This is a genomic window from Olivibacter sp. SDN3, assembly GCF_014334135.1.
Classification (GTDB): Bacteria; Bacteroidota; Bacteroidia; order Sphingobacteriales; family Sphingobacteriaceae; genus Olivibacter.
This window is the reverse complement of the sequence record NZ_CP060497.1, coordinates 3,390,947-3,403,150: the sequence shown is the minus strand read 5'-3', so window position 1 is coordinate 3,403,150 and position 12,204 is coordinate 3,390,947. Positions and strand designations below refer to the sequence as shown.

Genomic DNA, 12,204 nt, shown 5'->3' with positions numbered 1-12,204 from the left:
GGCATAACTTTAAAGCCTATTCCATGAGAAAAACTGTTTAAAATTTATAAAGGCCTACAAGGGGAAGGCCTGTGGTTTCCTTCACAGAAATTAACAAATTGTTATTTTTCACAAATAATTCAATAACAGGCACTAACAGATTACAATATTCACTATCTTTATGCCATTGAAACAACACCCAAACCCAACCATGTTCATCGGCGCTTTGAAATGGTTCGATAACAAAAAAGGATTCGGTATCCTCGCATTACCGTTTGCGGAAGAACTGTTCCTGCATATCCGCGGATTCCGGGACCGACCGCAGAAAGATATCAATCCAGGTGACGTGATCACCGGAGATAAACGTCCGGATCCAAAACGGGACGGTCATGTGGCACACAACTGCCATGTTCTGGAGCGTCCGGAGGATTGGATGCTTATCATCCAGCTATTGGGCACAACGGATACGGTTAAACTTCAGGATAGACAAAAGAGGGACCACGCCCGTAGCCTGATGGAGCTGGCTGCCGCACAGCTCTTCCGCGGAAAGGATGCCGACGGCATCTTCAGCATGGTGACAGCCTCCTTCAACGGCGACTTTAACCCTTCCCTGTTTATCCCCTATGCAGCCTTCCTTGAAAAAACCATTCACCACCATCTGGATAAAGAACCGGCCTCTGCCCTGCTTTCCAGAATCTTCGCATATTTCGGGACCAGCATTACGTCTGATATACTTTTCAAGGTATGGAAAGCCGGTAAATTCAGTTATATCGGTTACGATAGTCCGGGCGACTATGAGATACCAGAAGAAGTGCTCAATTTAAACGCAACGGAAATCGGCTACGAAGAATTGTTGAGGATCAGTGGATATGGTTTCGGACGGGTTTTCTGTTCCGAATTTGTAAATGCGCTACTTGATGGTGCTGACACCATGCATAGGGATGAAATAGATACCCTGATACCCTATCTTGATTTTTTGGAAAATGAGGACAGAGAGTATTGGAAAAATATTGTCAACAATTGATCCGACCGGCGGACCTTTTGCCTTTATCACTTACTTTCTATTTATTATCCGTTGCTTCGCTTTGTCTGTCAGGGCCATACTTGCCCGCCGGGTGATCCGCTTTATATTGTCCACATTCCTGAAGCGCAGAGCACTCCAGTCCTCGTCTATCGCCACCTGGCGAACCGGTTCGAGGTCGTGCTGTCCGAGGCTTGCCCATCCCGTGTCCCTATTGAAATCACATTTGTACCTTTTAGACGAGCCCTTCGGGTAACAGAACCACAGTACCGCATCCGCTTCCAGTTTCGGAGCAATCTGGCTAATGATACTGTCGATTTCCGATTGTCGGGTGACGTATGCAATCACAAAAGAGATACTTTCTGCCGAATCTGGATCGGTAAGGATGGTTGTCTCCGAAGCCATATCATTCAGCTGTGCCTGGAAGCCCGCAGGGTAGTTGATGGATAAAATGGACTTTTGCCCTTTAAAGTTAAGCTTTTTGAATAGCGTGTTCATATGCCTGTGCCAATTAAAGTTACCTGTAAATATACATAACTTCGGTGGGTGGTTTTTGGTCTATTCCATAATATTTAGAAAAAGCAACGATGGAAGCAATTATACCCATTTATATACGGATATTATTTTGCATATTTGAGCGCTGGCAGCCCTGTTAAACAACAAATAGTAATCTTAGAAATGACTGACCAAATATAAAATAGAACATGAGAAAACTAATAATGTGGAACATCATTACGCTTGATGGTTATTTTGAAGGAACAAAAAACTGGGACTTATCTTTTCACAATACTGTTTGGGGGAAAGAACTCGAGAAACTTAGCATTGACCAATTAAATTCGGCAGACTATCTTGTTTTTGGACGAATAACTTATGAAGGGATGGCCGCTTACTGGACAAAAGCAGAGGGAGAAATAGCCGAGTTGATGAATAATATTCCCAAGCTTGTTTTCTCGAAAACATTGAAATCGATAGATTGGAAGAATTCAACGTTAATTACGGAAAATGCTTCCGCTAAAATTTCCAAACTAAAAGCCCAAGTTGGTGGAGATATTTATGTGTTTGGCAGTGCCGACCTTTCCGGGACATTTATCAACGACGATCTATTTGACGAATACCGCATTGGGGTAGCTCCGGTTATTTTGGGAAGTGGGCGACCGCTGTTCGGACAGAGAGCATCGCCTAAAAACTTATCTCTTGTTTCTACACAACAGCTTTCGACGGGTGGTGTTGTTTTAACATACACCAAATGAAATCCGTTACACTACATAGAATAACGTTTATTGAAACGATTGGGAGACCAGCAATTTAGTAATACGATTTTCTAAAATCTTCAGGATTTATACCTGCATACTTCCTGAAAAATTTAGAAAAGTAAGCGTTGTCTGTGAAGTTTAATTCATAGGCGATCTGACTTATTGTAAGCGTATTATTCACTAATAGCCGCTTGCTCTCCAATATCACGCGGTTACGGATAAGCTCTCCTGCAGATTGCCCGAGCACCTTGTTGCATACGGCGTTTAGGTAATTTGAAGTGATATTAAGGGCTGACGCATAATCTTTTGGAAGGCGTGTAGACTTGAAATCCTTTTCTATTAAACGTTTAAAGTCTCTTATAAGGCTGTTATGTACAGTGGCAGATTTAACTCCTGATTTCTTTGCAACAAATCTGCCAACGGTAAAGAACAGCTTGAGGGCAACCACTCTAAAATGATCCGTATCTTTTCGCTCTAAATGATCATTCAGATCAAGCATTTCGAGGAATAATGCTGCTAAACTATTGCTAACAGCAACAGGTAGATTGATTACGGAGTTTTTGGCATCGCCTTCAAAAAACGGGAAAGATTCCAGATAATCCGCTTGATGCAAAAAGGATTGGAAAAAATCCTGATTAAAATTAAGGACATAGCCTTCAACCTTCCCTTTGAAATCCCATTGATGAAATTGGCCGGGTGTTAAAAAATAAATCTGGTTGGGCAACACGTCAAATTTCTTAAAATCTATAACATGACCGCCCGATGCCTGTGTAAAGAAACCTATATGATAAAATGAATGGCCATGGGGTTGAAGCAACTTCTGGTGCCTTTTAAGATAAGGTTCAAATTCACTTACCAAAAAACCTTCTTTTGAGAGATGTAGGTTTTTGATATCATAAACCGGAAGCAAATTACTCATTTCTTCAATTCTTCATTATTATGTCTCGTTAAAGATAACAATTTACCTTATTTTAGATTCATGGCACTTTACTCCACCCATTTAAAAAATCAATTGACAATCAAATGCACATTAAGAAAAGTTTATTATTGCCTTTAATGCTGTTCAGTACAGCGATATTATATGCACAAGAGCAGCGTAAAGTAGTTTATATCATTGCCGATGGCATTTCAGCCGACGTTATTGAACAGGCGCAAACGCCCAACCTCAGGGAAATCAGTACTCAGGGCAGTTATCTCCGCGTCTATCAAGGTGGAGAGGCAGGTGCTTATAACGAATCGCCTACCATATCGGCCGTTGGTTACAATAACATATTAACCGGTGTTTGGTACAACAAACACAATGTTCCGGACAATAACATTGAGGCTCCGAATTATCATTATCCCTCTATCTTCCGTGTGCTGAAAGATGCCTATCCCGAGAAAACCATTGGTATCTTCTCGAGCTGGCAGGATAATCGAACAAAACTTATCGGCGAAGGGCTTCCAGCGACCGGTAATATTCAGATGGACTATGCTTTTGACGGACTAGAGTTGGATACGCTGCGTTATCCGCACGACAAAGAACGCCAATTTATGTCGGTTATCGACCAAGCTGTTAGCGAAAATGCGGCAAAAACCATTCAGGAAGAAGGGCCTGACCTTTCTTGGGTATACTTAGAATTTACCGATGATATGGGCCATATGCATGGTGATAGCCCTGCTTATAGCGCCGCTGTGGAAAAAATGGATGCACAGGTCGGCTTAATCTGGCAAGCCATCAAAAAACGGGCGGCGGATACCGGGGAGGACTGGATGATTATGATCACTACAGACCATGGCCGGGACGAAAAGACCGGCAAAGGTCATGGCGGACAAACTTTTCGGCAGCGATCTGCCTGGCTGGTCTGCAACAAAGTATTGGAAAATCCATATAGCCGCTATGGTAAGCCATCGGTAGTGGACCTCTACCCCACCATCGCCAACTTTCTAAACATCGAGATCCCAAAAGAGAGCTTATGGGAACTTGATGGTGTTACTTTGATGGATGACATAGCCATAGCTCATCCCCAGGCATATTATTTCCAAGAGCAGTTAGACATCAGCTGGACGGCACTGGATGATAACGGAGAAGTAAATATTTGGATAAGCACAACGAACAACAAGAAAACGGGCGGTTCAGACCACTACCAACACATAGGCGCCTTCCCATTACGGGATAAGCATGCCGTGATCCCGGTGAAAGACTACCCTTCAGATTTTTACAAAGTGGTTCTGGAAACCGAAAAAAACACCGTTAACCGATGGATTGTTAATGATAGTCATTAACTATTCGCATTTGCACATCACCTTTGTTTGGGGATTTGAATACAGGGTGGCTGGTTTATTCAGTAATATTGGTAAGAAAATCCGTAATTCATATAACACCAGTCTGTCGATTTGTTGGGAAATTTGTAGTGTTATGGAAAAAGGTCAGCTGTTGGTTCTGTTAGAAAAGTTTGTCAATGGTCATTGTACACAAGAAGAGGAAACGATCATTACAGCATGGTACGAGTCTCTTGCAATATATAAGCTGGACCCAACCCTGAAAATACTGATTGAGCCTATAGAAGCACGGATATGGAAAAGCATCCGAGAAAAAACAAAACCAAAGTATCAGAAAGAACATTAATCAAAGCTCATATCAGCAGTGCATGATATAAAATGCCGGCCAAGCTAAACTTTGTTAATCAAGCACAAAATTTTTCAGAAATCTAATAAGCACTGAATATTATATGGTATGATGTTTATATTTGCTCACGAATAGCATCTTGTGAAGATCAGATACCATGGAACCTGAAGCATTTAACCTTTGTAGTTTAGAACCCATTCACGTCCCCGGAAGAATTCAGGGGCATGGCGTGTTGGTCGTCATTGATCTTGACGGCACGGTATGTTTTTGCAGTGAAAATACCGATACACTCTTCGGCATTCCAGCTCGGGAGCTTGTAGGAAAGCCATTTACGATATTGAATAGGGTATTGGGCAAAAAAGATGATAGTGCCTTTCTGCAGCATTTAATTGAGCTTGCACATCAGGAAGAGCAGTTTCAGCCCCTTAACCCTTATATCGTAAAAATTAGCGGTAACTCCTGGAATATGATTCTTTCAAAGTCGTCTAGCTATTACCTATTGGACTTCGAACCACAATATTCTGACCTGTCTTTCGATATGGAAAGCCATGTTGGTAGCGGTCTTTCTGAAATGCTTGCCGATAAGGCGCTTCAGAAAGTGCTTGAAAACTCCGCTACGCAGATCAAGAACATCATCGGTTACGACCGGGTCATGATCTACAAGTTCCATACAGACGGACATGGTGAAGTTGTTGCCGAAGAAAAAAATACAGACATGGAGAGCTGGCTCGGTTTACATTATCCAGCTTCAGATATCCCCCAGCAGGCAAGAGCGCTTTATAAGCAGAATTGGACAAGGTTGATAGCAGATGTTCATGAAGAAGACATCCCCATCATAGGACTTCGGGATGAGTTGATCGATCTAACCTATAGCACGCTGCGCGCGGTCTCTTCCGTACATATCCAATACTTGAAGAACATGGGTGTTGCGTCAAGCTTCAGTATTTCCATCCTCGTTGATGGTGAATTATGGGGCCTAATAGCCTGTCACAACTATACCCAGCGCTTCATCAACTTCAGGCAAAGGGAAGCAGCCAAACTTATTGGACAAGTGCTGAGCTCTTGTATAACGCTCCGTAGACAAGAACTGTATAATACAGACCGACAAAGGCTACAGCAGGTGGTTGGTAAAATTACCCGTGAACTATTTGAAAGCAAACCGATCCCTTGTGCCATCAAAGCGAACGCACAGGAGTTAATGGAAACTTTTTCTGCATCCGGACTAGCTTTCAAATACGAAGGCGAACTCCATACCTTCGGAGATACACCGGATACACAAATTTTGAATCGTTTTTGCCAGATGGTCGCCGCTACACCAAGCACAAATATTATCGCAAGCACCAAAATATCCAGTGACTTTCAAGACATTCCTCTAGCTCATGGCAAGCATGCAGGTCTGTTGGCTAACTGCCTGAATGAAAGCCTGAAAGACTGCCTACTGCTGTTCCGGCAAGAGAAACTTTTCCATATCAGGTGGGCAGGAAACCCAGAAAAAATCGTCAGGCGCGATGCCAATGGACTCCCCTTTATTTCGCCACGGAATTCTTTTGCATTGTGGACTGAACAGGTCAGGTACACCTCAGAAGAATGGTCGGTAGCCGAGAAGGACGCACTATTGCAATTGCGGCATGAAATCAATCTGGCAATATCCAGAAGAGCTAATGAACTTCGGTTAATGAATGAAAAGCTCCGGAAGGCCTATGCCGAACTTGATTCTTTCGCCCATACCATATCACATGACCTCAAAACACCTTTAACGGCCATCAAAGGTTTTGCAGACATCATATCGCGCAATGCTCAGGTACCACAACAGGCCCAGATGATGGCTGATCGGATCAAGTCCAGCTCGGAAAAGATGCACAGCATGATAGAAACCGTACTCGATTATTCGAGAATAGGCCAAAAGCGTATACAGCAAGAAACCATTAATATGCATAACCTGATCCATGATATTTGCGGGCAGGTTATGATCGGGAAACCGAATGAGCATCTCACCCTCGAAGTGCTCGAAACACCCGATATCAAGGGAGACCCGATTATGATCTTTCAGGTTTTCCTCAACGTTATTGAGAACGCTGTAAAGTATTCCCATAAAGTGGCTTTTCCGAAGATAGTTATCGACGGCGTCTCGGACGAAACAACAACAACCTATAAAATAACCGATAACGGCATAGGAATTAAAGCACGAGAGCAGCATAGTATATTTGATCTTTTTAGCAGAGCGGGAGATCCATCTATGTTCAAGGGAAGTGGCGTAGGCCTTTCTATTGTGAAAAAGATCATGACCCGACATGGTGCTGAAATAGCTGTAAACAGCGAGGAAGGAGTTGGCACCACATTCATGCTCAGGTTCCCCCATGTTCCTAAAATGGCTTAACCCCAAGCTTGCTGTAAATCGCCTGAAACTTAAATTGAAGAGGCCGCAAACATTTAAGATCAATTTAGGTTTAAGAACAGTGCGAGAAAGCTAACTGGGGTTTCCATATATGAACAGATCAACAAAAAAGCTGGAGAAAATAGGCCGGGATGTTAAAGTAACGGCCAGAGCTGCAGGGCTGCGTTATGTATCAGACAGTTCTCCCGGCTATACCAGGGAGCAAACAGCCAAGGGAATCCGTTATCGTGATCCCGAGGGCAAGCTTGTTCGTTCCAAATCACTGATTGAGCGTTTCACTAAGCTCGTCATACCACCGGCCTATCAAGACGTATGGATTTCGCCCATTGAAAATGGCCATCTGCTATTTACCGGAATTGATGCTGCCGGGCGTAAGCAGTACCGATACCATTCGGCCTGGAACAAATTAAGGAATCAGACCAAATACCACCGGATGCAGCTGTTTGCTTCATTTCTAAGCGATATACGGGCTCAGGTAGACAAAGACCTCCGTAGGCAGAAACTGGATCATCAGAAAGTAGTCGCTCTAGTGGTACGGCTCATGGAGCTTACCAGTATCCGGATAGGGAACAAAAGCTACAAAAAACTGTACGGATCGTACGGACTAACCACCATGCAGGACCGCCACGTAAAGATCGACGGTTCTGAGATGAAGTTCGAATTTAAGGGTAAAAAAGGTATCCTTCAGAAAATTGGGTTGCAAAGCAAAAAATTGGCAAGTTTAGTTAAACAATGCAGGGATATACCCGGAAAAGAACTTTTCCAATATTATGATCAAGATCAACAAAGGCAATGTGTGGATTCGGGCGATGTTAACGAGTACCTGAAGAAAATCACCGGCGAAGATTTTACGGCAAAAGATTTCCGCACCTGGGCGGGCAGTGTAAGTGCCCTGTATGCTTTTAAAGAAGCTGGTGAATACGAAACCGTTTCAGAATGTAAAAAGAAAATAGTAAATGTAATAGATGAGGTAGCCATTAATCTGGGCAACACACGCACCGTATGCAAGAAATACTACGTGCATCCGTCTATCATCAAAAGTTACGAAGAAGGCACCATATATAAGTATATACGTAATCTAGACGAAAATGACCAAGCGAGCCCTGCTGAGCTCAATTTGGCCGAAAAAGCCTTACTGGAGCTATTGTCTGATGAAAAATAAGCTTAACAGCTTTATTTAGATCCAGGCATGCTCGTCCACCATTTTCTCGATCTCTTCCCGATCTTTCACTCTCGAAATAGCATATGCCAAGCGGTCCTTCAAATTTCTAAACCGCTCCAGCTGTTCTCCAGTAGCTTCCTTAAGTCCCTGAGCCAATTCCCGCACCGAATGATCCACCTGTTCTCTCGTTTCTCTTCCCCGTAATGGTGCGAACAACATGCCAATGGCCAACCCCGTAGCTACACCCCCCAAAAATGTAATCAGTTTTCCCATTTATTTCCTCTTTAAATAATAAAACGTTGATTCTAGAACAATATTTTGACGCATACTGTTTGCTATTATTGAACAGAACTAAAAATAAAGCGTAGAACCTGCAGATGTTTTATCTGTTTTGAACAACGAAGAAACTGACGAACAGGCAACAGCGCATCGCTAACAGAGGTATGAAATCCAGATAGCAACCAATCAAACCAAACATTGGGAAAGCCCAGCGAAAAGTCTGGAAAAAGATATTGATAAAGATCGGTATGATCAGTTTCAACAGACCACCTCGAACCTTAACGCAGAAAACATAAAAACAGCCTTTAAAAAAGCTTTAAAACTATCGGAAAAACTCTTTGAACAACTGGATGTTGACCGCAAACTGAAGCAGGTGCTGATAAGAATCGAATAGCAGCAACCATTAGGTTATTTCACAATTAGCCTCAATGCACATATGATAGATGAGCAAAACTTTCCGATTACAAACCTATCACGGGTACAACTAGGTAACACTGAGTAAAAAACAGGATAAATCCTGTATCATTTACATGTTTTCTCCTCTAGTAATCCGTGCGAAAATGTTGTCTCTTTACACAAGTTAATAATCTAGTCTACCAAATAGTATAAGAAACATGGAAAAGCACTACGGTGAAATTATTGAGAAAGTAATGAGAAGAAATGGCTACAGCATCAGCGAAGCCGCGAGAATAATGAACGTAAATAGAAGGTCTATTTATAACTGGTTTGATCAACCAAAGCTTAAAGATCAGATCATTTTTAAGATTGGTTGTGCGCTCAAGTACGATTTCTCTGTTGAGTTTCCAGAGCTCTTTTCGAGTGAGGATTTTCAACGGGCATTCAGTGCAAGCAAAACTAAGCAATCAGCTATCAGGGATGAAACAGAGAAAACCTCTTTCTGGAAGGATAAATACATCCAATTATTAGAAGAATACAATAATATGTTAATGATGCGTAGTCAAAATGGCGTACAAGCGCACGCGATGTAAATGTTAAAGGACGGTATTTAATACGCTATCGATCGTTGTCAATGATCTTTCGTTTTTTCGATATACGAAAGATCAATCAATAATAACTGAGTTTGCAGCGTTTATCTGACGATGTACTATTTTAGTTTGATTTGAATATATTCTTCCTCTTTTTCCGGTCGGTGCCTATCAAATAGCCAAAAGGTTTTAAGGTGGGAATATGGTCACATATGATCTTTACCATACCCAATAAGGGCAGTGCTAAAACCATTCCTCCAATTCCCCAAATCAATTCCCCCAATACCAGCGCCAAGATCGTGAACAAGGGGTTAATATTCACTTGGTCGCCCACTACCAAGGGTTCCAAAATGTAGGTCTGTATAAATTGCACAAGGCCATAAACCAATATTACCCCAATGATCATTTCGGTTCCTCCGCCCTGCGTCACAACCGCCAGTACGGTAACCGAAGTACCTGTTAAGTTCCCTATAAACGGAACGATCTCCAGTAGGCCGCATAAAATGGCAAAAAACAAGGCATTCTGAATGCCAACGATACTAAAACCTATGCCATACAATACCCAAAGTATAGCAATCATAACAGCCAATCCGCTCAGGTAATGTTTAGACACATGAACAGATCTCGTGATGATTTTCTCTGTTTTCAGCTTATCGCTATCTGCTACCAGCTTGAGTATGAAATTTTTGATGCGTGAACGGTACAATAGGAAGAGAAAGGTATACACCAACACCAACAGTGTTTTTACCAATACATCCGTTGTACCACTCACGAAGGCCATCAGCATATCGGCCGTGTCGCCTGTAGATTTTTCCGTCTGTTTAACTAAATCCTCTTGCTGATCGGCAGATATGCCCAAGGTATTATCGATCCATTTTTTCAGATTTTCAAATACATTTAGCAAGCTATCTTTCATACCCGTAATACCTTCTGAAAAATCGCGAAGGCGCCAGGCCAACAGCGCTAGAATTGCAGCAATTGCAACGACAATGATCAGCACAGCGATAAGGGATGATAAAGACCGCTTTATTCCCCTCCCTTCCATTTTATTGGTCAACCCGATCATTAACGTTGCCAATACCCCAGCGAAGGCCACGGGGAAGAGAAAAGGCTTTCCAAAATACAGTATCAGGAAACCCAGTATGATAAATAATAACTGATAGCTAGCGCGTTGGATGTTTAACATAACATATATACGACAAAATTACCTGTAGATTTTCTTAATAAGCAATATGAATTACTAAGAGATGAACAGGATGCAGATAACATTGTTTTGTTGATTAACTTTATTTTTAACTCGCGCTAGTCTACCAGATGTTTCATTTATTTTGGGTTAATGGCCATGCGCATTTCCGCCGTCCAACTTCCCTTGCAAAAAGATTGCCCCTGAAATAACCACCCGGCTTTTTTCCTGCAACGGATCGATGGACGTAACCTGCGTAAACCCCATTGCACTAGTCCCTTTTTTAACTTGTTTCCGTTCTAAAAGATACCGCACCTCCCGCTTCCCCCCCTGCTCGAGCGTAGCCGTATCCAGCAGCGCAAAAACGTAGCTGTTACCATCCTTATCTACGATTGCGGCATTCGGTACGGCGGCGACCAGGCTAGTCTCAGTCCCGAGCAGTGCGGTAACCCCCATCCCATCAATATATCCTTTACGGTCACCCGTGATGCGGGCATGTACGGCAACCGCTTTGTTTTCGCCCTCAAAGGAGCTTCCCACCCGGTCTACAACTGCTTTTCCCTTGCGGTCCGCATCATTGGAAAGGGAAAACTCAACTTCCTGGCCAACTTTTACCCTGCTGAGATCCTTTTCATATATATAGAGATCCAGGTCTACCTGATCATTATCCACAATATTAGCGAGAACCGCTCCAGCATCTGCATTCGCTCCGAGTTCCGTTTGGAGCTGGGATACCGTTCCGGAGGCAGGTGCGGTAATGGAAATCCTGTCCTTTATTTTCTCGGGTGTCAACTGGTCTACGTTTATACCTGCCAGCGCCAGTTGCCGCTCCAACGAGGCAATCCTAACTTGCTGCTGCTTCAGCTGCGTCTCCACTTGCTGAAAATTTTTCAAAGCGCCTGCATTTCCCTCCACCAGTTCTTCCTGACGGCTGCGTTCCAGCTTTGTCAGAGCCAGCGCATTCACAAGCGTTAGGTACTCTTCTTGCATAACAATGAGCTGCGGATTCACCACGCTGGCCAAAACCTGACCTTTCTTCACGATATCTCCCGGCGCAACTAAAATATGCTGTATCCTCCCACCGAACAGGGAAGTCACCGCCGCCTTATGCTGATTATGAACACGGATAAATCCAACAGCTTGGATGCCTTCCGATAAATGCTTAAGCTCGACAGTACCGAGTTCAGCTCCCAAGGCCTCCAATTGGCTCTGAAATATCTCCAATGCTCCTCCCTCCTCCTTTTCTTCTGCACGTCTTTCTGTGGCCTCAGCCCCACCTTTGGTGGATGGTTTGGTTTGACAAGCTACAGCCAAAAGAAAAAACAGGCTGTATATCAT

The 12,204-nt window shown here is 43.1% G+C and carries 13 protein-coding genes; 8 read left to right on the top strand and 5 right to left on the bottom strand.

Features of this window, described 5'->3' with window-relative positions:
• Positions 1–160: 160 nt before the first annotated feature.
• Complete coding sequence (locus H8S90_RS14075; RefSeq protein ID WP_187338504.1) at positions 161–1,003, top strand: cold-shock protein; 843 nt, start codon at positions 161–163, stop codon at positions 1,001–1,003.
• A gap of 30 nt (positions 1,004–1,033) precedes the next feature.
• Here the strand turns inward: H8S90_RS14075 and H8S90_RS14070 are convergent, their stop codons facing one another.
• On the bottom strand, positions 1,034–1,498 hold the full coding sequence (locus H8S90_RS14070) for a hypothetical protein (protein WP_187338503.1): 465 nt from the start codon (positions 1,496–1,498) through the stop codon (positions 1,034–1,036).
• 206 nt (positions 1,499–1,704) lie between these two features.
• Between H8S90_RS14070 and H8S90_RS14065 the strand changes: the two genes are divergently transcribed.
• On the top strand, positions 1,705–2,250 hold the full coding sequence (locus H8S90_RS14065; protein ID WP_187338502.1) for a dihydrofolate reductase family protein: 546 nt from the start codon (positions 1,705–1,707) through the stop codon (positions 2,248–2,250).
• A 55-nt stretch (positions 2,251–2,305) separates the two neighbouring features.
• Here H8S90_RS14065 and H8S90_RS14060 read toward each other — a convergent pair whose 3' ends face one another.
• Positions 2,306–3,172 carry a helix-turn-helix transcriptional regulator gene (locus tag H8S90_RS14060; RefSeq protein ID WP_187338501.1) on the bottom strand — a complete coding sequence of 289 codons (867 nt, stop codon included), beginning with the start codon at positions 3,170–3,172 and terminating at the stop codon, positions 2,306–2,308.
• A gap of 104 nt (positions 3,173–3,276) precedes the next feature.
• Between H8S90_RS14060 and H8S90_RS14055 the strand changes: the two genes are divergently transcribed.
• The 4 genes from H8S90_RS14055 (at position 3,277) to H8S90_RS14040 (ending at position 8,418) form a co-directional block, all read left to right on the top strand.
• Complete coding sequence (locus tag H8S90_RS14055) at positions 3,277–4,518, top strand: alkaline phosphatase family protein (protein WP_187338500.1); 1,242 nt, start codon at positions 3,277–3,279, stop codon at positions 4,516–4,518.
• Positions 4,505–4,861, top strand: a complete 357-nt coding sequence (locus H8S90_RS14050) for a hypothetical protein (protein WP_187338499.1) — start codon at positions 4,505–4,507, stop codon at positions 4,859–4,861. The genes H8S90_RS14055 and H8S90_RS14050 overlap by 14 nt, the downstream gene beginning before the upstream one ends.
• A 157-nt stretch (positions 4,862–5,018) precedes the next feature.
• On the top strand, positions 5,019–7,238 hold the full coding sequence (locus tag H8S90_RS14045) for an ATP-binding protein (protein ID WP_187338498.1): 2,220 nt from the start codon (positions 5,019–5,021) through the stop codon (positions 7,236–7,238).
• A gap of 109 nt (positions 7,239–7,347) precedes the next feature.
• Complete coding sequence (locus tag H8S90_RS14040) at positions 7,348–8,418, top strand: DNA topoisomerase IB (RefSeq protein ID WP_187338497.1); 1,071 nt, start codon at positions 7,348–7,350, stop codon at positions 8,416–8,418.
• Between the two features lie 15 nt (positions 8,419–8,433).
• Here the strand turns inward: H8S90_RS14040 and H8S90_RS14035 are convergent, their stop codons facing one another.
• Positions 8,434–8,691 carry a YtxH domain-containing protein gene (locus tag H8S90_RS14035; RefSeq protein ID WP_187338496.1) on the bottom strand — a complete coding sequence of 86 codons (258 nt, stop codon included), beginning with the start codon at positions 8,689–8,691 and terminating at the stop codon, positions 8,434–8,436.
• A gap of 175 nt (positions 8,692–8,866) precedes the next feature.
• On the opposite strand from H8S90_RS14035, the gene H8S90_RS26465 reads away from it, so the two are divergent.
• Together H8S90_RS26465 and H8S90_RS14030 are read left to right on the top strand one after the other, a co-directional pair.
• Positions 8,867–9,091: a hypothetical protein gene (locus H8S90_RS26465; protein ID WP_370525702.1), complete on the top strand. Its 225-nt coding sequence runs from the start codon at positions 8,867–8,869 to the stop codon at positions 9,089–9,091.
• A gap of 220 nt (positions 9,092–9,311) precedes the next feature.
• Entirely contained in the window at positions 9,312–9,686 is a 375-nt protein-coding gene (locus H8S90_RS14030) for a helix-turn-helix domain-containing protein (RefSeq protein ID WP_187338495.1), read from the top strand.
• Between the two features lie 121 nt (positions 9,687–9,807).
• Here H8S90_RS14030 and H8S90_RS14025 read toward each other — a convergent pair whose 3' ends face one another.
• Positions 9,808–10,869 (bottom strand): AI-2E family transporter, encoded by a 1,062-nt coding sequence (locus tag H8S90_RS14025; RefSeq protein WP_187338494.1) that lies wholly within the window; start codon positions 10,867–10,869, stop codon positions 9,808–9,810.
• A 147-nt stretch (positions 10,870–11,016) separates the two neighbouring features.
• Complete coding sequence (locus H8S90_RS14020) at positions 11,017–12,204, bottom strand: efflux RND transporter periplasmic adaptor subunit (protein WP_187338493.1); 1,188 nt, start codon at positions 12,202–12,204, stop codon at positions 11,017–11,019.

Coding starts and splice junctions, on each gene's coding strand:
- H8S90_RS14020 (WP_187338493.1), bottom strand. CDS start 12,204: ATGATATACAGCCTGTTTTTTCTTTTGGCTGTAGCTTGTCAAACCAAA.
- H8S90_RS14075 (WP_187338504.1), top strand. CDS start 161: ATGCCATTGAAACAACACCCAAACCCAACCATGTTCATCGGCGCTTTG.
- H8S90_RS14065 (WP_187338502.1), top strand. CDS start 1,705: ATGAGAAAACTAATAATGTGGAACATCATTACGCTTGATGGTTATTTT.
- H8S90_RS14045 (WP_187338498.1), top strand. CDS start 5,019: ATGGAACCTGAAGCATTTAACCTTTGTAGTTTAGAACCCATTCACGTC.
- H8S90_RS14060 (WP_187338501.1), bottom strand. CDS start 3,172: ATGAGTAATTTGCTTCCGGTTTATGATATCAAAAACCTACATCTCTCA.
- H8S90_RS14050 (WP_187338499.1), top strand. CDS start 4,505: ATGATAGTCATTAACTATTCGCATTTGCACATCACCTTTGTTTGGGGA.
- H8S90_RS14055 (WP_187338500.1), top strand. CDS start 3,277: ATGCACATTAAGAAAAGTTTATTATTGCCTTTAATGCTGTTCAGTACA.
- H8S90_RS14035 (WP_187338496.1), bottom strand. CDS start 8,691: ATGGGAAAACTGATTACATTTTTGGGGGGTGTAGCTACGGGGTTGGCC.
- H8S90_RS14025 (WP_187338494.1), bottom strand. CDS start 10,869: ATGTTAAACATCCAACGCGCTAGCTATCAGTTATTATTTATCATACTG.
- H8S90_RS14070 (WP_187338503.1), bottom strand. CDS start 1,498: ATGAACACGCTATTCAAAAAGCTTAACTTTAAAGGGCAAAAGTCCATT.
- H8S90_RS14030 (WP_187338495.1), top strand. CDS start 9,312: ATGGAAAAGCACTACGGTGAAATTATTGAGAAAGTAATGAGAAGAAAT.
- H8S90_RS14040 (WP_187338497.1), top strand. CDS start 7,348: ATGAACAGATCAACAAAAAAGCTGGAGAAAATAGGCCGGGATGTTAAA.